Source organism: Kitasatospora sp. NPDC098663 (assembly GCF_044760075.1).
GTDB lineage: Bacteria > Actinomycetota > Actinomycetes > Streptomycetales > Streptomycetaceae > Kitasatospora.
This window is the reverse complement of sequence record NZ_JBIWAP010000019.1, coordinates 80,889-102,978: the sequence shown is the minus strand read 5'-3', so window position 1 is coordinate 102,978 and position 22,090 is coordinate 80,889. Positions and strand designations below refer to the sequence as shown.

The 22,090-nt window shown below is 74.4% G+C and carries 17 protein-coding genes and 1 pseudogene; 7 read left to right on the top strand and 11 right to left on the bottom strand.

Annotation, left to right across the window (positions count from 1 at the left end; genetic code table 11):
* Window positions 1-14 precede the first annotated feature (14 nt).
* Together ACIQVZ_RS21610 and ACIQVZ_RS21605 are read right to left on the bottom strand one after the other, a co-directional pair.
* Window positions 15-1,493 carry an MFS transporter gene (locus ACIQVZ_RS21610; protein WP_402452119.1) on the bottom strand — a complete coding sequence of 493 codons (1,479 nt, stop codon included), beginning with the start codon at window positions 1,491-1,493 and terminating at the stop codon, window positions 15-17.
* The gene (locus tag ACIQVZ_RS21605) at window positions 1,490-2,053 is read right to left on the bottom strand and encodes an XRE family transcriptional regulator (protein WP_350879486.1); all 564 of its coding nucleotides are present in this window, start codon (window positions 2,051-2,053) and stop codon (window positions 1,490-1,492) included. The genes ACIQVZ_RS21610 and ACIQVZ_RS21605 overlap by 4 nt, the downstream gene beginning before the upstream one ends.
* Before the next feature lie 290 nt (window positions 2,054-2,343).
* On the opposite strand from ACIQVZ_RS21605, the gene ACIQVZ_RS21600 reads away from it, so the two are divergent.
* Window positions 2,344-3,651: a DUF5685 family protein gene (locus ACIQVZ_RS21600; RefSeq protein ID WP_402452116.1), complete on the top strand. Its 1,308-nt coding sequence runs from the start codon at window positions 2,344-2,346 to the stop codon at window positions 3,649-3,651.
* Between the two features lie 190 nt (window positions 3,652-3,841).
* Here ACIQVZ_RS21600 and ACIQVZ_RS21595 read toward each other — a convergent pair whose 3' ends face one another.
* Window positions 3,842-4,009, bottom strand: coding sequence for a hypothetical protein (locus tag ACIQVZ_RS21595; protein ID WP_350879489.1), 168 nt, complete (start codon window positions 4,007-4,009; stop codon window positions 3,842-3,844).
* A gap of 186 nt (window positions 4,010-4,195) precedes the next feature.
* Between ACIQVZ_RS21595 and ACIQVZ_RS21590 the strand changes: the two genes are divergently transcribed.
* Window positions 4,196-5,392, top strand: a complete 1,197-nt coding sequence (locus tag ACIQVZ_RS21590; protein WP_402452113.1) for an alginate lyase family protein — start codon at window positions 4,196-4,198, stop codon at window positions 5,390-5,392.
* 81 nt (window positions 5,393-5,473) lie between these two features.
* Here ACIQVZ_RS21590 and ACIQVZ_RS21585 read toward each other — a convergent pair whose 3' ends face one another.
* On the bottom strand, window positions 5,474-6,313 hold the full coding sequence (locus tag ACIQVZ_RS21585; RefSeq protein ID WP_402452112.1) for an HAD family hydrolase: 840 nt from the start codon (window positions 6,311-6,313) through the stop codon (window positions 5,474-5,476).
* A 315-nt stretch (window positions 6,314-6,628) separates the two neighbouring features.
* On the opposite strand from ACIQVZ_RS21585, the pseudogene ACIQVZ_RS21580 reads away from it, so the two are divergent.
* Both ACIQVZ_RS21580 and ACIQVZ_RS21575 read left to right on the top strand, forming a co-directional pair.
* Window positions 6,629-7,237: pseudogene (locus tag ACIQVZ_RS21580) on the top strand (chitosanase); the annotation flags it as partial.
* Between the two features lie 216 nt (window positions 7,238-7,453).
* Entirely contained in the window at window positions 7,454-8,725 is a 1,272-nt protein-coding gene (locus ACIQVZ_RS21575) for an ROK family protein (protein ID WP_402452110.1), read from the top strand.
* 33 nt (window positions 8,726-8,758) lie between these two features.
* Here the strand turns inward: ACIQVZ_RS21575 and ACIQVZ_RS21570 are convergent, their stop codons facing one another.
* Window positions 8,759-9,328 (bottom strand): helix-turn-helix domain-containing protein, encoded by a 570-nt coding sequence (locus ACIQVZ_RS21570; protein WP_350879494.1) that lies wholly within the window; start codon window positions 9,326-9,328, stop codon window positions 8,759-8,761.
* A 101-nt stretch (window positions 9,329-9,429) separates the two neighbouring features.
* Here ACIQVZ_RS21570 and ACIQVZ_RS21565 point away from each other — a divergent pair, with 101 nt between their 5' ends.
* Window positions 9,430-9,900: a DUF1348 family protein gene (locus ACIQVZ_RS21565; protein ID WP_402452108.1), complete on the top strand. Its 471-nt coding sequence runs from the start codon at window positions 9,430-9,432 to the stop codon at window positions 9,898-9,900.
* Window positions 9,901-10,209: 309 nt separating this feature from the next.
* Complete coding sequence (locus ACIQVZ_RS21560) at window positions 10,210-11,418, top strand: hypothetical protein (protein ID WP_402452105.1); 1,209 nt, start codon at window positions 10,210-10,212, stop codon at window positions 11,416-11,418.
* A gap of 89 nt (window positions 11,419-11,507) precedes the next feature.
* Here the strand turns inward: ACIQVZ_RS21560 and ACIQVZ_RS21555 are convergent, their stop codons facing one another.
* The 4 genes from ACIQVZ_RS21555 to ACIQVZ_RS21540 form a co-directional block, all read right to left on the bottom strand.
* Window positions 11,508-12,497 carry a phospholipase gene (locus tag ACIQVZ_RS21555; RefSeq protein ID WP_350879497.1) on the bottom strand — a complete coding sequence of 330 codons (990 nt, stop codon included), beginning with the start codon at window positions 12,495-12,497 and terminating at the stop codon, window positions 11,508-11,510.
* 89 nt (window positions 12,498-12,586) lie between these two features.
* Window positions 12,587-12,781, bottom strand: a complete 195-nt coding sequence (locus ACIQVZ_RS21550) for a hypothetical protein (RefSeq protein ID WP_402452103.1) — start codon at window positions 12,779-12,781, stop codon at window positions 12,587-12,589.
* Window positions 12,782-12,890: 109 nt separating this feature from the next.
* Window positions 12,891-13,775 carry an alkaline phosphatase family protein gene (locus ACIQVZ_RS21545; RefSeq protein WP_350879500.1) on the bottom strand — a complete coding sequence of 295 codons (885 nt, stop codon included), beginning with the start codon at window positions 13,773-13,775 and terminating at the stop codon, window positions 12,891-12,893.
* Window positions 13,776-13,853: 78 nt separating this feature from the next.
* Complete coding sequence (locus ACIQVZ_RS21540) at window positions 13,854-14,852, bottom strand: phospholipase D-like domain-containing protein (protein ID WP_402452100.1); 999 nt, start codon at window positions 14,850-14,852, stop codon at window positions 13,854-13,856.
* Between the two features lie 250 nt (window positions 14,853-15,102).
* Between ACIQVZ_RS21540 and ACIQVZ_RS21535 the strand changes: the two genes are divergently transcribed.
* Complete coding sequence (locus ACIQVZ_RS21535; protein WP_402452098.1) at window positions 15,103-16,368, top strand: serine hydrolase domain-containing protein; 1,266 nt, start codon at window positions 15,103-15,105, stop codon at window positions 16,366-16,368.
* Window positions 16,369-16,462: 94 nt separating this feature from the next.
* On the opposite strand, the gene ACIQVZ_RS21530 is transcribed toward ACIQVZ_RS21535, so the two are convergent.
* Both ACIQVZ_RS21530 and ACIQVZ_RS21525 read right to left on the bottom strand, forming a co-directional pair.
* Window positions 16,463-18,865 carry an ATP-binding protein gene (locus tag ACIQVZ_RS21530; RefSeq protein WP_402452097.1) on the bottom strand — a complete coding sequence of 801 codons (2,403 nt, stop codon included), beginning with the start codon at window positions 18,863-18,865 and terminating at the stop codon, window positions 16,463-16,465.
* A 311-nt stretch (window positions 18,866-19,176) separates the two neighbouring features.
* Window positions 19,177-21,969: a BTAD domain-containing putative transcriptional regulator gene (locus ACIQVZ_RS21525; protein ID WP_402452094.1), complete on the bottom strand. Its 2,793-nt coding sequence runs from the start codon at window positions 21,967-21,969 to the stop codon at window positions 19,177-19,179.
* Window positions 21,970-22,090 lie beyond the last annotated feature (121 nt).

The following is a 22,090-nucleotide window of genomic DNA, read 5'->3' as shown; positions in this document are numbered from 1 at the left end:
CGTGCGGGACTGCGCTAGCGGACCGCTGTTCGCCCACGGCTCACCGCGACGGGCTCGCCGGGCGCCTCCCGGGCCGCCCGCCGGCCGGCGAACACCGAGGCCAGGACGGCGAGGGCGGCGACCGCCCCGCACACCACGCTGGTGGCCAGGTAGGCGGAGCGGTGGTCGCCGCCCCCGGCGGTCTGCCGCAGGTAGACGCCGGACAACGCCGAGACCGCGACCGCCGCCGCGATCCGCTGCGCCATCTGCAGGATGGCCCCGCTCACCCCGGCCGCCTCGGCGGGCGCGTGGCGCAGCACGTACGCCTGGTTGGTGGCGCCCATCACGCCGATCGAGGCGCCGCCGAACAGTTGCAGCAGCGCCAGCAGCCAGGGCAGGACGGCCGCGGGCGCCCAGTGCGCGACCAGTCCGCTCGCCAGCATGACCAGGGCGGAGCCGGTCATGCCCGCGGTGACGGTGCGCCGCCCGAACCGCTGCACCACCCGCCAGGCCAGCGCGGAGGCGACGCCCATGGCCACCGCCGAGGGCAGCGCGACGAGTGCGGCGCCCATCGGGGAGAGCCCGAGGCCGTCCTGGAGGAACATGGTGAGCACCAGTCCGGCGGCGAGCGAGGAGCCGAACTGGGCCATCGCGGTCACGGTGCCGAGCGCGTACGGCGCGGAGCGGGTGAGTGCCGGGTGGATCAGCGGGTGGCCGCCGGAGCGGGCGTAGCGGCGCTGCCACCAGGCGAGGGCGCCGAGCAGCGGTACGGCGACGGCCGCGAAGGCCAACCAGCCGGTCCAGCCGGGCGGTTGGACGAACGGCAGCATCAGGGCGAGGGTGAGCGCGGCGACCAGCAGCAGGCCGACCAGGTCGAGGTCGGCGTGCCGGGCGCTCGGGCGCGGCCTGGGCAGGTGACGCACCGCCAGCGCGACGGTGGCCAGGCCGAACGGCACGTTGAGCAGGAAGGTCAGCCGCCAGCCGTGCTCGGGGCCGGCCGCCGCCAGGACCGCGCCGCCGATCGGCGGGCCGAGCGCGAAGGCCAGCCCGCCCGTGACGGCGTACATGCCGAGGGCGCGGGCCCGCAGTTGGCCGTCGAACACGTCCTGGAGGGTGCCGATCATCTGCGAGTTGACGAGCCCGGCGCCCACGCCCTGGAGCAGCCGGGCGGCGATCAGCACCTCGGGCTCGGTGGCGGTCGCCGAGACCAGGCTGACCAGGGTGAACAGGGCGAGGCCGGTGACGAAGAACCACTTGCGGCCCCTGACGTCGCCCAGCCGCCCGCCGGGGATCAGCGCCAGGCCGAAGGCGAGCGAGTAGCCGGCGACGATCCACTGGAGGTGGGCGGGCTGGGCGTGCAGGCTCTCGCGCAGGGCCGGGATGGAGGTGTTGAGGACGGACTGGTCGAGCAGCGTGGTGAAGCCGCCGGCGACGCAGACCAGCAGGACGCGGCGCCCGGCGGCGTCGAAGCGCTCGCGGGGCCCGGCGGCTATCCGGGCCTTCGGGCGCCTCACGGTTCCACCACCACCAGGGCGTACCGGGCGTCGTCCGGGCCGGGGGCGCGGAAGCGGCTGGTCCCGGAGACGTAGCGCAGGCAGTCGCCGGGGCCGAGCAGGTGCCGCTCGCCGTCGACGGTGAGCTCCAACACCCCCTGGAACACCCACAGGTGGTGTTCCAGGTCCGCCACGCAGGGGCGGTCGTAGGCGATGTCGGCACCGGCGGGCAGCCGGCCCTCGACGATCTCGGCGCGCAGCGAGCCGTGCGGCGGGGAGACGGAACGGCGGACGAAGCCGGTGGTCTCGTCCCGCCAGATCCGCTGGTCTGCGGCCCGCACCAGCCGGGCCGGCGCCGACTCGACCTCGGCGAGCAGCCGGGACATGGTCCGCCCGTAGACGGCGCAGAGCCGCCCGAGCAGCGCGGCGGTCGGGCTGACCTCGGCCCGTTCGACGCGCGACAGCGTGGAGCGGCTGACGTCGGCCAGCCGGGCCAGTTCCTCCAGCGTCCAGCCCCGTTCCAGCCTCAATTCGGCGAGCCGGTTGGCGAGCCGCTCGTCGGCGGCCGTCTCGATTCCCATATTCGCGATGCTATCCCGGATATGAGATCACTCCCAGGGGCGCGGGGCGCTGCGGTCGGGGCGTGGAGAAGGACGGGAGGCGTGGACTCGGCCGGGACAGCGTGCCGCGTTCGGGGGCGCGCCCCTGCGCTCCTCGCGCCCTCTCCTTTTCCTCCGGCTCCTCCGGTTCCTCCGGCTCCTCCGGTTCCTCCGCCCCTCGGCTCCTCCGGCCCCTCGGCCCGACGGGGGCGGTGATCATATGATGTCCGGCGAATCGGGGCTGGTCAGCGGCCCACCGGCGAGGGGGAATCATGTTCGGCATCATCAGACCGTGCAAGCACCGGCTGTCCGAACGGCTTCAGGCATCGTGGCTGGCGCACCTGTGCGGGCTCTGCCTCGCGCTGCGCGACGACCACGGCCAACTCGCCCGCACCGCCACCAACTACGACGGCCTGATCATCTCGGTCCTGGTCGAAGCCCAGGCCGCCCGCGAGGACGCCTCCTGGCGGCGCACCGCCGGCCCCTGCCCGCTGCGCGGCATGCGCACCGCCTCCGTCGCCCGGGGCGAGGGCGCCCGGCTCGCCGCCGCCGTCTCGCTCGCCCTCGCCTCGGTCAAGATCCGCGACCACGTCGAGGACCGTGACGGCCTGTTCGGCCGCCGCCCGGTCGCCGTCGGGGCCCGCGCGGTCACCCGGCGGTGGGACCGGCAGAGTGCCGGCAGCGCCTCGGCGGTCGGCTTCGACACCGGCGTGCTGCTCGAAGCCGCCTCCCGGCAGGGCGAGTTGGAGCGGTCACTGCCGCCCGGCGGCTCCGTCCTGCTGGTCACCGAGCCCACCGAGACCGCCACCTCGGCCGCGTTCGCGCACACCGCCGTCCTCGCCGGGCGCCCCGGCAACTCCGCCCCGCTCGCCGAGGCCGGCCGACTCTTCGGCCGGCTCGCCCACCTCCTCGACGCCGCCGAGGACCAGGCCGCCGACGCCGCCGGCGGCGCCTGGAACCCGCTGACCGCCACCGGCACCGACCGTGCCGAAGCCGAACGCCTGTGCCGCGACGCCGTCCGCGGCATCCGGCTCGCGCTGCGCGAGGTCGAGCTGACCGACCGGGCCCTGGTGCACCTGCTGCTCGCGCACGAGACCGAGCGGGCCGTCGAGCGGGTCTTCGGCCCGGCCGCCCACGCAGCCACCTGCCGGACCCGGAACGCCGGTCCCGTCGCCGACGGGTCCGCGCACGCGGCGACCGGCGGGCACCCGCACGCCGCCGGGGAGCACCCGCACGACGCGCCGCCGCGCCAGGCGCCGCCCGGACAGACCCCCGGTCAGGATCCCGACCAGGCCCCGCTCCCGCCGTGGGTGCCCCAGGGCCCCGGCTTCACCCCGATCGGCCCCAAGCCGCCGCGCCCGCGCAACCTGCTGGCCGGCTGCGCGGTGTGGGCGCTGATGGCCTGCACCTGCCAGCTGCTCTGCTGCGAGCACGACGACCCGTTCAGCCGGGAGCGCCGGGAGGGCTGGTGCCAGCGACACGGCTGCGACTGCGGCGACTGCTGCGACCCCTGCAACTGCTGCGAGTGCGACGGTTGCGACTGCTGTGATGGCTGCGACTGCTGCGACTGCAGCTGCTGACACGCCCTGCCGTCAGCCGTCCGGATTCCACCGCGCCGCCGGTGGCAGCGGCGGCATCCGCGACACCGCCACCCGATCGACCGCCACCGGCCCGGAGTGCCCCCGCGGCACCCCGGGCCGGTCCGCCGGCCCGTACGCCTCACCGCGCCGCCAGAGCGGCAGCACCACCACCGGGTGCCGCTCCGGCCCGTCAGGCATCGGACCCGGCCGCCGCCCGGCGCCTCGCCCGGTCAGCCGTCCGATCCGCCGCCAGCGAGTTCTCCAACCGCGCCAGCAACTCCCTGAACCGCTCGGTGTCCTGCTCCGTCATCCGCCCCTCGGGCGCCGCCCCCGGCCACTCGGCCGTCATCTCGTTCATGGGTCCGACGTTACGCCCCGACGATCAACAGGCGATAAATGCGGAACGCACGCCCACGGGTGCGGCGGTGAACGGAGCCGGTCCTCTTGGCGCGCGCGGGGGTTGGTGGTTCACTTCCCGTGTTAGGCAACTTTCCTAACCTGAGATCGGCGCTCGACCACCTCCCCGCGAGATGACCAGCTCCCCATGGGCCGCAGCCGCACCAGGACACTGATCGCCGCGGCGGCACTCGCCGCCCTGCTCCCGCTCACCTCCGCACCGGCCGGGGCCGCCGCACCCGCCGCGCACGGCCCCCGGGCCGCCTTCCAGCACCCCGGCGTGCTGGTCGGCGACCAGCAACTCGCCTTTCTCAAAGGCAAACTGGCGGACGGGGCCGAACCCTGGACGTCCGCCTTCGCCGACCTGCGGTCGAGCAGGTACGCCTCACTGGACCGGCGACCCCGGCCGCGCGCCACCGTCGAGTGCGGGTCCCGCTCCCACCCCGACAACGGCTGTTCGGACGAGCGCGACGACGCGATGGCCGCCTACGCCCATGCCCTCCAGTGGGTGCTCACCCGCGACCAGCGGTACGCCGACAAGGCGATCGAGATCATGGACGCCTGGTCGGCCGTGATCCAGGAGCACACCAACAGCAACGCCCCGCTGCAGACCGGCTGGTCGGGCAACAACTGGTCCCGGGCCGCCGAGTTGATCCGGCACTCCGGGGCGGGCTGGCCGACCGCCTCGATCGACCGCTTCGCCACCATGCTGCGCACCGTCTACGTGCCGCTGCTGTCGCCCGGCAGCCCGCGCAAGAACGGCAACTGGGAGCTGATCGAGACCGACGCCCTGATGGGCATCGCGGTCTTCCTCGACGACCGCGGCCTGTTCGACCAGGCCGCCGGTATGTGGCGCAAGCGCCTGCCCGCGTACGTCTACCTGTCCTCCGACGGCGCCCTGCCCGTCCCGCCACCCAAGGCCGGGATCCAGGGCAAGGCCGCGCTGGTGAAGTACTGGTCCGGCCAGTCGACCTTCGTGGACGGGCTGTCGCAGGAGACCTGCCGCGACTTCGGGCACACCGGCTGGGGCCTGGAGGCCGCCGCCCAGACCGCCGAGACCGCCCGGCTCCAGGGCCTCGACCTGTGGGGCGAGGGGCGCGAACGGCTGGTCAAGGCCCTGGAGTTCCACACCGCGTACGACAACGGCGCGAAGGTGCCCGGCTGGCTCTGCGACGGCTCGGCGAAGACCGGCCTCGGCCCGGCCGTCCAGCTCGCGTACAACGAGTACCACCTGCGCGAGGGCGTGGCGATGCCGCAGACCGAGCAGTACGTGGCCGCGCACAGCCCGTTCGGGGCCGACCACTTCATCGGCTGGGAGACCCTGACCCACACCAGCGCGCCCTGACGGCACGGGCGGGCAGGCGACGGATCCGGGAGCGTCCGTTCCGGGAACGGGCCCGCCGGGAACGCCCGTTCCGCGCGCGGCTCACCCCTCGGGGAACAGGCCCTCCAGGACGGTGGCCACCCCGTCCTCGTCATTGCTGCCGATGACGTGGTCCACCGCGGCCAGCACCTCCGGGTGGGCGTTGGCGACGCCGTACGAGGTGCCCGCCCAGGCCATCATCGGCAGGTCGTTGGGCATGTCGCCGAACGCGACGGCCTGCTCGCGGGCGATCCCGCGCCGCCGCGCCAGGTCGCCGAGCGCGGCGGCCTTGCTGACGCCCTTCGCGACGGCCTCGACCAGCCGCTCGCCGTTCGCGTGGTAGACCGTCACCAGCTCGCCGAGCACCGGGCGGGCCAGCGCCAGCAGCTCGTCCGCGGACAGCTCCGGGTGACGCCCGATCAGTTTGGGTGCCGGGCGGCCGAACAACCGTGCGTCGTCGAGGCGTTGCACGGTGGTGTCGGCGTCCCAGGCACCCGCCTCGTAGTGCGCGTCGCCGGCCAGCTCCTGGGCGTACTCGACGGCCAGCCCGATGCCCGGCACGGCCTCGCGCAGCCGCCGGGCGCTCTCGCCGAGCACGTCGACCGGGATCGGGTTCTCGGCGATCACCGCACGGGTGCGCATGTCGTAGCCGAAGGCGCCGTTGGAGCAGATCGCCACGCCCCGGTGGCCGAAGGCGGCCGCGATCTCGCCCATCAGGCGCGGCGGGCGGCCGGTGACCAGGACGACGAGCCCGCCGGCCCGTTCGACCCGGGCGAGGGCGGCGACGGTGCGGGCCGAGACGGTGCGGTCGCCGCGCACGATCGTCCCGTCGAGGTCGGTGGCCACCAGGCGCGGCGGCCGTATCGGGGTGACGGTGGGTGGGGTGGTGCTCGGGAGGCTCATGGGTCGGTGCTCCGTGCTGGTCGGGGTTTCGGTGGGAGCAGCCGGGCGCGGGGGCGTGTGCGGTACGCGCGCGTACGGCGCGGGCGGTGCGCACGCGGCGGGCACGCGGTGTGCGCGTGCGCGCGGGGCGCCCGGTTCGGTGGTGCGGGGAGCTCGCGGGCCGGGCCCGGCGGTGGCCGGGCAGTCGGTCGCCAGACGCTCGGACGGTATCACCGGGGTGGCCCGTTCGGCGACGACCGAGCGCCGCCTCCGAGACCCGAGCAATTTTATTAGGAAACTTTCCTTACCTTATAGACCGCCGTCGGCCGCGGCGTCACCGCCGGCCGCGCCGGCTTCACCACCAACGACGGCGACGCGCTCAAGGTCGTCCGCGCCTACACCGCCGTCTCCCCCGACAACCCGCTCGCCCGCTTCATCCCCGAGCTGGAGCGCCTGGCCGCCGCCGGCAGCGGCGACACCAGCGGCCTGCCCGAGAGCGACTACGTCGCCGCCTGGAAGCAGGCCGCCCAGGACGCCGCCTTCCGGCAGGTCCAGGACGACCAGGTCGACCAGCGCTACTTCACCCCCGCCATGAACCAGGCCGACCAGCTCGGCCTCACCACCGCCCTCGCCCGCGCCGAGCTGTACGACGCCTCCATCCAGCACGGCAACGGCAGCGAGTACGACGCCCTGCCCGCCCTCATCAGCCGCACCAACGCCAAGGTCGGCCCGCCGTCCGGCGCCGGCGAGAGCACCTGGCTGAACACCTTCTTCGACGTCCGCGTCGACGACCTCACCAACCCGGCCAACTCCTCCACCACCGCGGAATGGAGGAAGTCCGTCGACCGGGTCGAATGCCTGCGCCGGATCGCCGCCACCGGCAACTACAACCTGGACGGCCCGCTCGGCGTCACCGCCTTCGGCTCCGGCTACACCATCGACTGACCCACCCGCACCCGTCGAGCCCGGGGTCCGGCGTGTGGGACCGGCCCCCGGCCCGGCGCGGCCGCGCCGGGCGATCCGACCGCCGGTGGCAGCAGGGAGCCGGGACTCCCCGCCGCCACCGGCGGTCCGCGCTTCCACCGCGCCCATCCGCCCACCGTCCGCCCTCTCACCGTCCGTCCTCGTTCGTCGGCTGACGGGTGCCCTACGATCGACCGAATGAGCACAGCAGGACGGACTACGGCCACGGACGGGGCGCCGCAGCCCGTCGCCCTCGCTCCACTGTCAGGGCCTGGACAACAGCCGTGGAACCGGCAGCGGCTCCGGAGCAACAACGAGTGGCTCCTGCTGGAGCGGCTGCGCTGCCACGGCCCGCTCTCCCGGGCCCAACTCGCCCGCGACACCGGGCTGTCCAAGCCGACCGTCTCCACCGCGCTGGCCACCCTCGAACTCGCCGGACTCGCCCGTGAGGCCGGCAGGTTCGCCCCCGAGCGCGGCCGCACCGCCGTCCTGTACGAGACCGACCCGGGGGCCGGGCACGTCCTCGGGCTCGACATCGGCCGGGCCCGGCTGCGGGTCGCCGTCGCCGACCTGTCCGGATGCGTCGTCGCCCGCCGCGACCTGCCCAACCGCGGCCGCTCGGCCAACGCCGTCGCCGACGCCGTCGTCGCGGCCGCCCGCGAGGCCCTCGCCGAGGCGGGCCTGCCCGGCACCGCCGTCGCCCACACCGTGGCCGGCACGCCCGGGGTCTGGGACGAGCGCAGACGCAGCGTCAGACTCGCCGCCAGCCTGCCCGGCTGGGGCCGCCCCGGCCTGTTCGACCGAATAGCCGACGGCCTGGGCACCACCGTCACCGTCGCCAACGACGCCAACCTCGCCGCCGTCGGCGAGTACACCTACGGCGCGGGCGCGGGCAGCCGGCTCTTCGTCTACCTGCTGGTCGGCACCGGGCTCGGCCTGGGTGTGGTCAAGGACGGCGAACTGCTGACGGGGGCGCACGGCGCGGTCGGCGAACTCGGACTGCTGCGCCTGCCGGACTGCGCCTCCGCCACCGGCCCCGGCACCACCAGCACCAGCACCGGCACCACCGTGGAGGAGACCGTCTCCGCCGACGCCGTGGTGCGCACCGCCCTCGGCCTCGGGATGCGACGGCCGCTCAGCGCCGAGAAGGTGTTCACCCGGGCCCGGCTCGGCGAGCCCGCCGCGGTCGAGGCCGTCCGGCAGGAGGTGGACCGCCTGGGCCACGTCCTCGCCGTCGTCGCCGCGCTGCTCGACCCGGACGTGGTCGTCCTCGGCGGTGGCATCGGGCGCGGCGCCGACCTGCTGTTGCGCCCGCTGGAGCAGGCCCTGTACGAGCGCTCCCCGCTGCGGCCCCGGCTGGAGCCGAGCCGGCTGGGCCAGGACGCCGTCCTGCTGGGCGCCGTCGCCACCGCCCTGGAGGCGGCCCGCCCCGAGGTCTTCGAGCGGCGCACGGCCCCCATCCCGGGCTGACGGCCCCACCGCACCTGACGGCCCCACGGTCCGTCAGGTGCGGCGGGACAGGGCGGCGTCCAGCAGCACGCGGGCGGCCGCCTTGGCGTCGGCGGCGGCGCTCGGGTCGCCGTGCACGGCAGCGGTGGTCATCGCGCCCTCGGCGAGCAGCGCCAGCTGGGCGGCGGTGGCGGGCGGGGCGCCGGCGGCCTCGGCCAGGCAGGCGAGGTAGGCGTTGAACTCCTCCTTGTGCTGCCGGGCGGTCGCCGCGACCGCCGGCGAGACGGCGCCCAGCTCGCCGAAGGAGTTGACGAACGCACAGCCCCGGAAGTCGGGTTCGGCGAACCAGCGGCCGAGCCAGTCGAAGACGGCGAGCAGTTGGTCGCGCGGCGGCGTGGCGGCGCCGGCCACGTAGGCGGCGAGGTTCGCCCGCCAGCGCCCGTCCCGGCGCCGCAGGTACGCCTCGACCAGGTCGTCCTTGGACGGGAACTGCTGGTAGAGCCGGCGCATCGTCAGGCCGGAGGCCGCCCGGACGGCGTCCATGCCGACCGCCTGGATGCCCTGCCCGTAGAACAGTTCCTCGGCCGCGTCGAGGATCAGGCCCCGCGGGTCGTGCTGGTCCATCTGACGTGCCCTTTGCGTGAGAACGATGGTTCTCCTAGGGTAGCCGTTACGATGAGAACGACCGTTCTCGCCGTCGGCTCCGCCGTACCCGAGGAGACCCCGTGACCGAACAGCGCCCTCCCCTGCCCCCGTTCACCCCGGAGACCGCCCGACGGAAGGTCCGCGCCGCCGAGGACGCCTGGAACACCCGCGACCCCCAGCGCGTCGCCCTCGCCTACACGCCCGACAGCCGGTGGCGCAACCGCACCGAGTTCCTCACCGGCCGCGAGCAGATCGCCGACTTCCTCACCCGCAAGTGGCACCGCGAACTCGACTACCGCCTCGTCAAGGAGCTGTGGGCGCACGACGGCGACCGCATCGCCGTCCGCTTCGCCTACGAATGGCACGACGACTCCGGCCAGTGGTACCGCTCCTACGGCAACGAGAACTGGGAGTTCGACCGCGACGGCCTGATGGCCCACCGCCACGCCGCCATCAACGACCTGCCGATCACCGCCGCCGAACGCCTCTTCCACTGGCCGCTCGGCCGCCGCCCCGACGACCACCCCGGCCTCACCGCCCTCGGACTCTGACCCGGCGTCAGGATCCCGGCCCCGCCGCCCCGGCCCCGGCCTCCACCGTCAAGGGCCTCCCCGCCTACGGGCCGTGAGCCCCCAGGGCCGGGCAGCGTGACCGACGGACGTGGACCATTGAACCCGGGCGGCCCGATCACCCGTCCTTCACAAGGGGCTTGAGGAATCGCCCGCACGGGTTCGGGCCGGCGCACCGCGGACGTCAGGCCTACGCAAGGGACGCGTATGGATCGAGACAAAGTGGCACTGACCGGCTGACCGGAATGCCATATTTTGTCCCGCCCATCACAGAACTCGCAAGGAGAGCACGTGCGTTCGACGAAGAAGCTGTCGGCCCTGGCCGCAGGGATGAGTGCCGTGGCCGTCCTGGCTCTGGCGGGGCCCGCGATGGCCGACGGCTCGTACGACCCGGCCCAGGAGAACTGCAACGCCGCCAACACGGTGACTCCCGGCTCGACCAGCCTGGTGTGGTGCATCGAGGCGGCGAAGCGCACCTCGGAGATCAAGAACCAGGCCCGCGGCGAGTACGTCCAGGGCACGCTCGACATGCTGATCAGGATGACCGGCGGCAGCTACAACGTCATGGTCTTCAACATCAAGGGCGACAACGCCTTCGGAGACCCCTGGTACGTCCACAACTACGAGCAGAACCTCCAGAACGTCGCCTTCACGTACGACGTCGACTACCACGACAAGACCTCGCGCGAGGACCAGACCTACCGGATCTGGGTCTTCGCCGGCGGCGGCAGCTTCGCCAACGGCTTCGACGGCGGCTGGGGCAACTGGGGGTTCTACGGCCTCTTCACCCGGACCACCCGCGAGCACACCTGGACGTACCCGAGGGGCACGGGCAGCGCCGGACAGCGCTACAACCACACCGACGGCGTCGTGAACTTCTCCCCGATGGCGTTCCCCGGCGTACCGAGGGACCCGGGCACTCCCGCGCCGGGCGGGCAGCCCGCCACCCTGATCATCCCCGGGATGCCGCGGGACCCCGGCACGCCGTACGACCCCGGGGTGCCCGCCACGCCGGCCAAGCCTCCCCACACCGGCAAGCCCGGCGATCCGGCCGAGCCCGGCACCAAGCCCGGCACCGGCACCGGCACCGGCACCGGATCCGGATCCGGCCGGCCCGCGCTCAACACACCCGTGCACCTGCGGACCGTCGACAACCTCGGCGCCGTCGCCACCGGCTCCGGCGAGGGCGCCTCGGTGATCGCCGGGAAGCCGGGCGACGCGGGCGGCACCTGGACGTTCCGCGACGCGGGCGGCGGCCGCTACCGGATCACCAACGCGCTCGGGCGGGACCTCACCGAGAACACCGGCACCTACTTCGCCGACACCAAGGGGTGGAAGGGCTCTTCGGAGCAGAAGTGGGAGGTGAAGAACGTCTCGGGCGACCGGTACGTGATCCGGATCAGCGACCAGGACTGCCTGACCTACCACGAGGACGACAAGGAGCTCGGGGTGTGGACCTGCGACGGCTCCGCCGAGCAGCAGTGGACCGTCACCCGCTAGCCGTCGCGCCGTCCCGCCCGCCGGCCGCACAGGCGGCCGGCGGGCGGGACGGCGGATGTCCTTCAGGCGGACAAGGCCAGCGGAGAGCCCTAGCGGAACAGGCGGTCGCCGCTGTTGGCCATGCGGTGGGTGCCGCTGTGGCGGTTCACCCAGTCGCGGACGAGGTTGACGGCGTTGGCGCACTGCCAGCTGTTGTCGTACTCGCGCACGCCGGTGAAGGCGCCGTAGCCCGCGATGATGCCGTCCACACCCGCATCGCCGAGCAGCTTGTCGACGTACCACGGGTCGTTGTAGGTGGTCGTCCAGGACAGCGTGGCCGCGAGCCGCCCGGCGGCGCGGTCCCCCGCCCCCTTCTTCAGCTCCGCGCACGTGTTGTAGGTGGCCTCCGTGCAGTTGCCGAAGCCCTTGGTGATGTCGGAGTCGCCGTAGTCCATCGCCCGGTGACCGGCCGGGAATCCGGAGCCGGACCGGTTGAAGGCGCCCTGGACCTGGTCACGGGTGCCGGTGGACGTGATGCCCTCCAGCGGGCCGAGCCTGCCTTCCAGGCTCTGCCAGCCCCTGCCGCCGACGTCCGGGGTGTTGCCGCCGTGGTACTCGAAGAAGCCGTAGAGCACCTGGATCCCGGCGGCCGTCAGCCGCTGCGCCTTGTCGCGCAGTCCGGCGACGCTGCACGTGCGGTTGGGCTGCTCCCCGCAGTAGTTCGGGTCCTTGATGTCCAGCCAGACCAGCGACAGCCGGCGTCCGGCGTTGGCGTTGGAGAGGATGCGGTCGATCATGCTGTCGAAGCTGGGGCCCAGGCGGTTCTCACCGGCCGAGGAGCAGTCGTGGTAGGCACGCCATTCGTTCGGGTTCCACCAGGCGCAGACGTCGATCTCGATGGCGTTGGCGCCGTGGCCGAGGGCGGCGTCCACCCCGTCCAGGGTGTCGACCCGGTGCGCGATGGCGTAGATCGCGTGACGCGAATCGGCCGCCGCCGCAGGGGTCGCACCGAGCGCGGTGAGGCCGACGATCCCGCACAGTGCCGCCAGCAGCGCCAGTACCTTCCGCGCGCCGGTGCCGTGCCTGAGGTGAGTGGTCAAGAAACGTACTCCTCGATGTCGGTGCCCTGCAGCCGCCGCTGACGGACGGCCACCCCCGATCCAGGACTGGTCATGTCCGCCTCAGTCTGTCACTGGTTCGTGTCCGGTACGGGGCGAACCGCGCAAATCCTCCGCCAAGGTCCACCGTGCGCGGCCAACTCGGCCCGGAGCACGGGCAGCTGCTCGTCGGCGGACTCGTGCGGCAGGAACTCGACCAGGTCCAGGAAGCGGAACAGCACCCGGCTCCCGGCGACGGCGAACTCGTGGTCGCCGAACCCGACCACCGCCCCCGTGCCGCCGTCGACCTTCGACGCGACGGCCGCCCCGCGCGGCGGGCGCGGGGCGGCCGGTGGTCCGGGGAAGGCTCCCGGTGGATCGTCCGAGCGACTGGCCTCAGTTCCAGATGCCGGTGATGTCAGCGGCGTTGGCCGCGTTGCCCGCGTGGGTGGTGGCGCCGGCGAGGTCCTCCAGGGTGCGCAGCACGTTGTAGTGGTTGTAGGTCGCGGCGGAGGTGCTGCCGGGGGTGACGTGGGCGCCGTAGAAGACGGTCGGGATGCGGTTGCCCGCGAGCCGGTTGTCCTCGTCGAAGGTGACCACGAGCAGGCTGTTGTGGCTCTTGGCCCAGGTGGCGTAGGCGCCGAGGTTGTTCTTGATCCAGGTGTCGCCGGTGCCGACCGAGCAGTCGTGCATGTCGCTGCAGAGGTTCGGCACGACGAAGGAGACGTTCGGCAGGGTGGTGTAGTCGGTCGGGAACTGGGCGAAGGTCCTGGCCGAGTTCAGCGGGACGTTGCCGAAGCCGAACCAGGGGTTGTGCTTCTGCGCGTACTTGCCGCTGCTGCACGTGGTGCTGCCCTGGGCGGGCAGGGTCTCGTTGTAACTGGCCCAGGTCTTTCCGGCGGCGGTGACCTCGGAGGCCAGGTTGGGGCCCTGGAGGGCGCCGACGGAGACGCAGCTGTCGTCGGTGACGCCCTGGGTGGAGCCGGAGAACAGGGCGTAGTAGTTCGGCTGGCTGGGGTGGGTGATGCCGAACGACTGGGTGAGGTTGGCGCCGCCGGTGGCCAGGGAGTTGAGGTAGGGGGCGCTGCTGCTGCCGACGACCTGGTTGTAGGCGTGGTTCTCCATCACCACCACGACGATGTGGTCGGGCGCGGGCAGCGCGGCGGCCTGCGCGGTGGAGGCGGTGGCGGCCCAGAGGCCGGCGGAGGCCGCGACCAGCGCGGCCACCGAGCCGAGGGCGGTGGCGGTGCGGCGGGGGCCGCGCTTGGTGGACGAAGTCATGACAATTCCTCAGATAGGGAGCGGCCCGGGCGCGGACGCTCGATCAGGGCTGCGCGACGAACCGGTCCGGTACGGCGTCTAGTACGGCGTGCCGTTGGCGAAGTCGCGGGCGGCGGTGGTCTCGACGGTGGTCAGCACGCCGGGGTCGGTGGTGATCAGGCCCAGCTCGCGGTTGTTGTTCAGCGAGTTGTCGGAGAAGTTCTCCGAACCGGCGAACACCTTGGCCGAGGGCGTGCCGTAGTCGGCGACGATCGCCTTGGCGTGGATGTACAGGCCCGTGGTCGAGGAGTAGGTGACCACCTGGGCGCCGGCCGCGACCACCTGGTCGAAGTAGCTGCTGTAGGACGAGGGGTTCATGCCCACCACCCGCACGGTGACGCCCCGGGCGGCGGCCGCGGCGACCGCGTCGACCAGGGCCTGGTCGCCGAACTCCAGCTGCTCCAGGTCCAGCGTGTGCTGCGCGCCGTTGATCAGGCCCAGCAGGCGGGCCTGCGAGTCGGTGGGCGACCAGACCAGGTTGTCGCCGTCGGAGGGGGTGATCGAGGTCTGCGCGTAGTCGGCGGCGAAGACCTGCTCGATCGCGGCGACGTCGTTGGCGTCGGTGTCGACGACGCCGTAGTCGCGGCTGCTGGAGTAGTAGGTGGAGTCCAGGTTCCCGGTCAGGATCAGGGACTTGGCGCCGTCCACGGTGACGGTCTTCTGGTGGGTGTAGACGAACGCGGAGGAGGAGTACGTCACCCCGACGCCGGCGGCCCGCAGGGCCGAGTAGGCGGCGCCGTTGACCGAGGTGTGCCGGCCGTCGAGGATCACCCGGACGGTGAGGCCGGCCCGCTGGCGGCCGATCAGGGCGTTGACTGCGGTGGTGTCGCGCAGCTCGTACATGGTCACGTCGACCGAGCGGGTGGCCGAGTTGATGAGGTCGTAGACGACGCCGTGGTCCTGGTCCGGGAACACGATCGGCGTGTACGTGGCGGCGGTGGCGGCGGTGGCGGCCTGGGCGGTGCCGGACAGCGGTATCAGACCGGCGGCGGCGAGCAGCAGCGCGCCGGCCCGGCGCGCGGAGGTGGCCAGGGGCATGCGGGACTCCACGATCGATGAGGGGGAAGGCCTGGGCGAAGGTGCGGGAGCACGCGCGAGGCGCCCGAACAGCATCGGGTGGATCGGTCGACGCGGGTAGACGACAGCAGGTAAAACCTTGACCCCGGGTCGGGAAACGGATGGTGCACCCGATCGGGTTCACTTTGCCAGCCGCGGGCCCCTCCGGTGATAGTGGATCTTCGAGGACGTGGCCGGACGCCGCGTCAGCCGAGTGAGAGAACAGAGGATCATGGCGAAGATCAGCCTTCTGCGTCCGCTCGCGGTGGCGGCCGCGGGTGTCGTCCTGCTGGCGACCGGAGCCGCGCAGGCCGTGGCCGCCGACCAGGGCACCACCAGCGCACCCACCCCGGACACGGCCGCGGTGCGCGCCGCCCTCCAGGCCACCACCGACGCGGGCGCCCCGGGCGCCTTCGCGGTGATCCGCGACCACGGCGACGCCGAGTCCACCCGGTCGCTGGCCGTCGGCAAGGCCGATCTGGACGGCACCCCGATGAACTCCTCGTGGAGGTTCCGGGTCGGCAGCAACAGCAAGATGTTCAACGCCGTTCTCGTGATGCAGCTGGCGGAGCAGGGCCTGATCGACCTCGACAAGCCGCTGCGCGACTACCTGCCGGCCGGCACCCTGCCGGACACCTGGACCATGACGGGCCGCCAGGTCATGGAGCACCGCGCCGGGATCTACGACCACACCAACGACCTGCTGGAGCAGGCCGGCGAGGAGACCACCAGCGCCTTCGAGGCGCGCATCCGCACCAACGTGTACGCGCCGCGCGACCTGGTCGCGATGTCCGTCAAGCACGGCCAGCAGTACACGCCCGGGAGCCGGTACTCCTACTCCAACACCGACTTCGTCCTGATGGGCCTCGCGGTCGAGCACCTCACCGGCCGCCCCTACGAGGACGTCCTGCGCGAGCGGATCATCGAGCCGCTGGGCCTGAGCAAGACCTCCTTCGTGGTGCCCGACCAGACGATCCAGGGCCCCCACATCACCGGCTACCTCACCAACGACGACCGCACCAAGCCGCTGCTGGACTCCACCGAGCAGACCGGCTCCTGGGTGTGGACGGCCGGCGCGGTCATCTCCGACGCCGCCGACCTCGACCACTTCCTCACCGCGCTGATGGCGGGCAGCTCCGGCGGGCTGGTCTCGGACGACTCGCTGAAGCAGATGACGGCCGCCCTGGCCACCCCCACCGCCAAGATCAGCTACGGCCTCGGGCTGCGCCGCATCTCGCTGACCTGCGGTGACGTGTACGGCCACGGCGGCATCGTCCAGGGCTTCCAGACCCAGTCGTTCGCCACCCCGGACGGCAAGCGCTCCGTCGTCGTGTTCGCCAACGCCTCCAACAACGGCTCCGTGACGCAGGGCCTGATGAACGCGCTGGAGCCGGCCTTCTGCGGCAAGAAGCCGGCCGTCGCGCCGCGGAACTCGTTCGCCCCGAGCGCCTTCGCCGAGAACCACACGCTGCCGGTGGTCGAGGACACCCGGATCTGACCGACCCGCACAGTCCGCCGCTCACGCGCCCGCACGGCCCATCCGCCGTGCGGGTGTGCGCGTTTCGGGCCCCGGGCTTTCCCGGCTTCCCGCCTCACCCCGTCCGGCGCCGCCCCTGCCGGGGGCCGTCCGCGCTGAGGTCGGTGAGCGCCTCGGTGAGGAGTTCGCGGGCCTCCTCGGCGCGGCCCTGCTCGATCAGGGCGGTGCCGAGCTCGGTGAGGGTCTTGGTCATGCTGTCCGGCCGGCCGATCTCCCCGTAGTGGGTCAGGGCCTGCCGGTAGGCCTTCTCGGCGGCCGGCCAGCGCCCCAGCGCGGCGCGGTCCAGGCCGAGTTCGTGTGCCGTCATCGCCGCCGCCAGGTGCATCAGCGGCGAGGACCAGCGCTCCACCAGCTCCAACGCGCCGGCCAGCGCGCGCCGGCGGGACTCCACCGCCTCCTCGGCCCGGCCCGAGTCGCGCAGGCAGTTGGCCGCGCCGCGCAGCGTGACCAGCCGGCCGATCCAGCCGGAGCGGCTGTTGACCTCGGCGAAGGTGTCCGCGGCCCGGTGGTAGGCGTCGATGGCCTCCCGGTGCCGGTGCAGGTGCCGAAGGCCCGCCGCGAGGTAGGTCAGCGCCCAGCCCTCCTGCTCGCGGGCGCCGATCCGGCGGGCCAGTTCCAGCCCCTCGTTGGCCAGGTCGATGCCGCGCTGGTAGCGGTGCAGGCAGGTGACGTACGTCCACGCCAGGTAGTTGACGTGGACGGCCTCGGCCAGCTGGTCACCGCAGGCGCGGGCCGCGTCGACCGACAGCTGGAAGACCTCGGCCCAGATGTCCCAGCTCAGCAGCCGGTCGGAGAACCAGTGCATGGCCTCCGCGGTGTCGATCACCTCCCGGTGCCGGCCGGCGGCGAAGGCCTGGTGGAGGGCGGCCAGCCACTCCGGGTGCTCCTCCTCCAGCCAGCGCGCCGCCTCGGTGAGCGGCACCGGGGGGCCGGTGCGGTCCGCGTCGGCGTCGGGATCGGTGTCGGGGTCCGCCGTCGCGTGGTCCGGGTCGAACCGCAGGCCGTACTCGGCGGCCCGGTTCAGCAGCCAGTCACCGGCCCTGGCCCGGGCCTGCGCCACCGCCTCGGGGCCCTCGTCGGCGCCGAGCCGCTCGCCCGCGTAGAGCCGGACCAGGTCGTGCAGCCGGTAGCGCTCCGGGGTGGCGAGTTGCACCAGCCCGGTGTCGATCAGCTGCTCCAGGACGAGTTCGGTCCGGCCGACCGGCAGGCCCGCGTAGGCGGCGGCGACGGCGGCGGTGAAGTCGTGCCCGGCGGTCAGTGCGGAACGGCGCAGCACCAGCTGGGATTCGGCCGGCAGCCGCCGGTAGGACAGCGCGAAGGCCGGGCGGACGGCCAGGTCCCCGGTCTCCAGCAGATCCAACCGGTTTTCCTCGGCGGCCAGTTGGCGCACCAGATGACTGACCGGCTGCTGCGGGCGGGCCACCAGCCGCTGCCCGGCGATGCGCAGCGCGAGCGGCAGGTAGCCGCAGAGCCGGGCCAGTTCGGCGGTGGCGTCGGGCGCCGCGTCGATCCGCTCGCGGCCGGCGATCCGGGCCAGCAGGTCGGCGGCCTCGCCCGGGGCCAGGGCGTCCAGCCGCAGGCGGAGCACCGACTCCAGGCCCGGCAGGGCGTTGCGGCTGGTCACCAGGGTCACGGCGGGCCCGGAGCCGGGCAGCAGCGGGCGCACCTGGCTCTCGTCGGCGGCGTTGTCCAGGACCAGGACGAGCCGGCGCTCGCGCACCAGGGCCCGGTAGAGGCCGGCCCGCTCCTCCGTCCCGGCGGGCACCGCGTTGTCGGCGACGCCCAGGGCGCGCAGCACCTGGCCGAGCGCGTCGCGGGCGGAGAGCGGGGTGGCGGCCATGCCGCCGAGGTCGAGCGAGAGCTGCCCGTCGGGGAAGAAGGGGGCCAGGGTGTGGGCGGCGTGCAGGGCGAAGGCGGTCTTGCCCAGGCCGGGCTGGCCGCTGATCAGCACCACCCGGGGGTGGGCGGGTCGGTCGTCCTCGGCCAGCTCGGCCAGCAGGGCGAGGGCGTCCTCGCGGGCGGTGAAGTCGGCGATGTCGCGGGGCAGCGCGAGCGCGCCCGGCACGAGCGGGGCGGCGGGCGCGGCGTCCCCGGTCTCGACCGGTCCGGCGGGGACGGGGGCGGGGACGGGGACGGGGGCGGCCGGCCCGCGGGTGGGGGCGGCGGCCGGAACCGGCCTGGTCCCCCGGGGGCGGCCGCCCTGGGCGGCCCGGTCCAGCGCGGCGGTTTGCGGGGCGTCCAGGCCCAGCGTCTCGGCCAGGGCGCGGACGGTGCGCCGCTGCGGCCCGCGGGTGCGGCCGCGCTCCATGTCACCGACGGCGCGCAGGCTGACGCCGGCCGTCGCGGCGAGCTCCTCCTGGGTCAGGCCCGCCGCCACCCGGTGCCCGGCCAGCAGGCGGCCGAAGTCGCCGGCCCCCTCGGACCCCGTGCCCGCTCCCGTGTCGCTCACAGCCGTCATGTCCCGCCCCTGCTAGCGCCGTTACTTCTGCCAGGCGTTGTGCCTGGTCGACCGTCCCAGGCAGAAGTATGCCCGGGCAGAAGTATGCCTCGTACCCAGTTCTTTCCCAGCATCGAGCGCCCAGCTCAGGTGCCGGGCACCCCGGTGCGGGCCGCGGCGTCCCACGCGCTGGCGGGACGGCCGTGCGTGCTGGTTCTGCCCATAGTTCCGCCTGCGGTTGTGCCGATCGGACGGGCCGGGCGGAGCCGGCGGGACGGGTGGGACAAGCGGGATGAGCAGGGCTGCTGCCGCGACGGCGGGGCGGCGCACCGTCAGCGCTCCCCCGCCGCCAGGGCCCGGGCCGCCTGCCGTCTGGCGACGGCGCCCTCGGTGGTGCGGCCCAGTTCGCACAGCAGGTCGGCCAGCAGGCCGTGGGTGCGGGACTCCAGCCCGGAGTCGCCGACCGTGCGGCCCAGGGCGACGGCGAGTCGGGCCGTGGACAGGGCGGCGTCGCGGCGGCCGAGCGCGTGCAGGGCGCGGGCCCGGCTCTGGGTGGCGAGGACGGCCTCGGCGCCGGAGCGGGTGGTGGCGACCCGGACGGCCTCGTCGGCGTGGGCCAGGGCCGGGCCGGGGGAGCCCGCCAGGACCAGCGCGTCGGCGAGGTCGGTGAGCGCGCGGACGAGCAGGCCGCCGACGGCCGGGGTCCGGGCGGCGCTCACCAGGTCGGTCATCAGCGGCAGGGCCTGGTCGTAGCGCCCGGCCCGCAGCAGCGCACCGGCCACCCGGGCACGGCACTGGTGGCGCAGCAGTGGGTCACCGGCCCGGTCGGCGGCGGCCACGGCCCGTTCCAGCTGCTGGACGGCGGTGCGATGGGCGCCGCGGTCGACGTGCAGGACGGCGAGGTCGGTGGCCAGCCGGGCGACGGCCGCCTGGTCCGCGCAGCCGTGGGCGGCGCGCAGGCCGGCCTCGGTGACGGCGCGCCAGTGCGTCCGGTCGTGGCCGGTGGTCTCGTACAGCAGGCCTATCCGGTGGGCGAGTTGCCAGGATTCGGCGGTCCGGCCGAACTGCTCGGCGCAGACCACCACCGCGCGCAGGGCGCTCTCCTCGCGGCGGAACCAGGCGGCCGCCTCCGCCGGGGCCGCACCGCCGCCCTCGGGCGTCCAGGCGGCGGTGGTGCGGCCGCCGGTGGTCCAGGCCGCGGTGACCGCGAGGTAGTGGGCGATCAGCCGGTCGAGGGCGACGAACCGGTCGTCGCAGGTGAGTTCGGCGGCCTGCCCGGCCGCGTAGCGCCGGACCAGCTCGCGCCGGGCGTAGCGGCCGGGCGTGGCCTCCTCCAGCAGGTGGACGGCGTCCAGCCGGGCCAGCAGGGTGCGGGTGGTGGCGGGCGGCAGGTCGGCGAGCGCGGCGGCGGTGGCGGTGTCGATCACCGCGCCGGGGTGCAGGCCGAGCAAGGTGAACAGCCGGGCGGGGGCGGGCGGCAGGGTCCGGTAGGTGTGGTCCAGGGCGGTGGTGACGCCGATCGGGCCGCGATCGGTGCCGGCCAGGGTGGCGAGGCCGGTCTGCTCGTCGGCGAGTTCCGCGGCCAGGTCGCCCAGGGTCCAGCCGGGGCGGGCGGCCAGCCGGGCGGCGGCCAGCCGCAGGGCGAGCGGCAGGTGGTCGCAGGCCGCGGCGAGGTCTCGGGCCGCCTGCGGTTCGGCGGCGACCCGGGCGGGGCCGAGGGTGCGGGCGAGCAGTTCGGCCGCGTCCTCGGCGCCGAGGGCGCCCAGCGGAAGCGGGATGCCGCCGTCGCGGACCAGCAGGTCGCGCAGTCGGCAGCGGCTGGTGACGATGACGACGGGAGTACCGCGGGCGCCGGCGTCCCCGCCCCCGTCCGCGCCCCCGCCCCCGTCCCCGTCCCCGTCCCGGGTCGGGCCGTTCCCCGGCGGGGGCGGGTCGGGCAGCAGCGGGGCGAGCTGCTCGTACGAGCGCGCGTCGTCCAGCACGATCAGCAGCCGGCGGCCGGCCAGCAGTTCCCGGTAGCGCTGCTCCCGCTCCTCGGGCGAGGCGGGCAGGGCGCCCGCCGGCTCGCCGAGGGCGAGCAGGAACCCGGCCAGCACGTCGGCGGGTTCGCGGGGACCGGCCGGGTCGAAGCCGCCCAGCTCGGCGTGCAGGACTCCGTCGGGGAAGTGCGCGGTGGACCGCTGCACCCAGTGCTGGACCAGACTGGTCTTGCCGACCCCGGCCGGTCCGGTGACCAGGATCGGGTGGCCGGACCGGACGGCGGCGGCCAGGGCCTCGTCGAGCCGGGCGAATTCGGCCGACCGGCCGGTGAACCTGCGGTCCGGCGCACCGCGCCGCGGAAGCCGGGCGGGTCTGGGCGGCGCGTCCCGCTCGGGGCCGTCCGCCGACCGTTCACCGGCGTGGCGCAGCTCCGGGCCGGGCGGGCCGGAGAGCCGGGCCACCGCCCGGTCGTACCAGGCCGCCGCCTCGTCCCGGCGGCCGGCCTGGTCGAGGCAGCGGACCAGCCGGGCGACCAGCGTCTGCCGGGTCGGGTGGGCGGCCGCCGCCTCGGCCAGCTCGGCGGCCAGCTCGCCGCCTCGGCCGGCCCCGAGCAGGCCCTCGGCGAGCCGGTCCAGAGCGCGCAGCCGCAGGTCGGTGACGTGCGGCAGGGTGCGCTCGCGCAGCAGGACGGACCCGCAGTCGACGAGGGCCGGGCCGCGGAATAGGTCCAGGGCGGCGCGCAGCAGGGGCACGGCCGGATCGTGCGGCTCGGGCTCGGTGCTCGCGGCGGGCGCGGCCGGGGCGGGGCGCAGCACGCCCGCCCGGTCGCAGAGCCCGCGGAAGTGCAGCAGGTCCACCCGGTCGGGGTCGCCGGCCAGCAGGTAGCCGGCGCCGCGGGTGCCCAGGGTCAGGCCGGGGCAGTCGAGCAGTTGGCGCAGGGCCGCGACGTGTCCCTGGAGCGCGGCGCGGGCGGTGGGGGGCGCGTCGCCGTCCCAGACCAGCTCGATCAGCTCGTCGGTGCCGACGGTCTGGTTGAGCCGGATGGCGAGGGTGCTCAGCAGCGCGCGGCGTTTGGGGGCCGAGGGTGTGACCGTCGTCCCGTCGTCCCGTCGTACCGCGACCGGCCCGAGCAGATCGATGTGCATGCGGCCCTCTCCTCCCCTGTCGCCGATCGGATCCGCCGCCGACGACAACCTCCGGCGTCTTCCCGGCGTTGTCAGAGGATAGGCCTGGTCCGGTCGCGTGCACGCGGCCGGATGGGGTCTG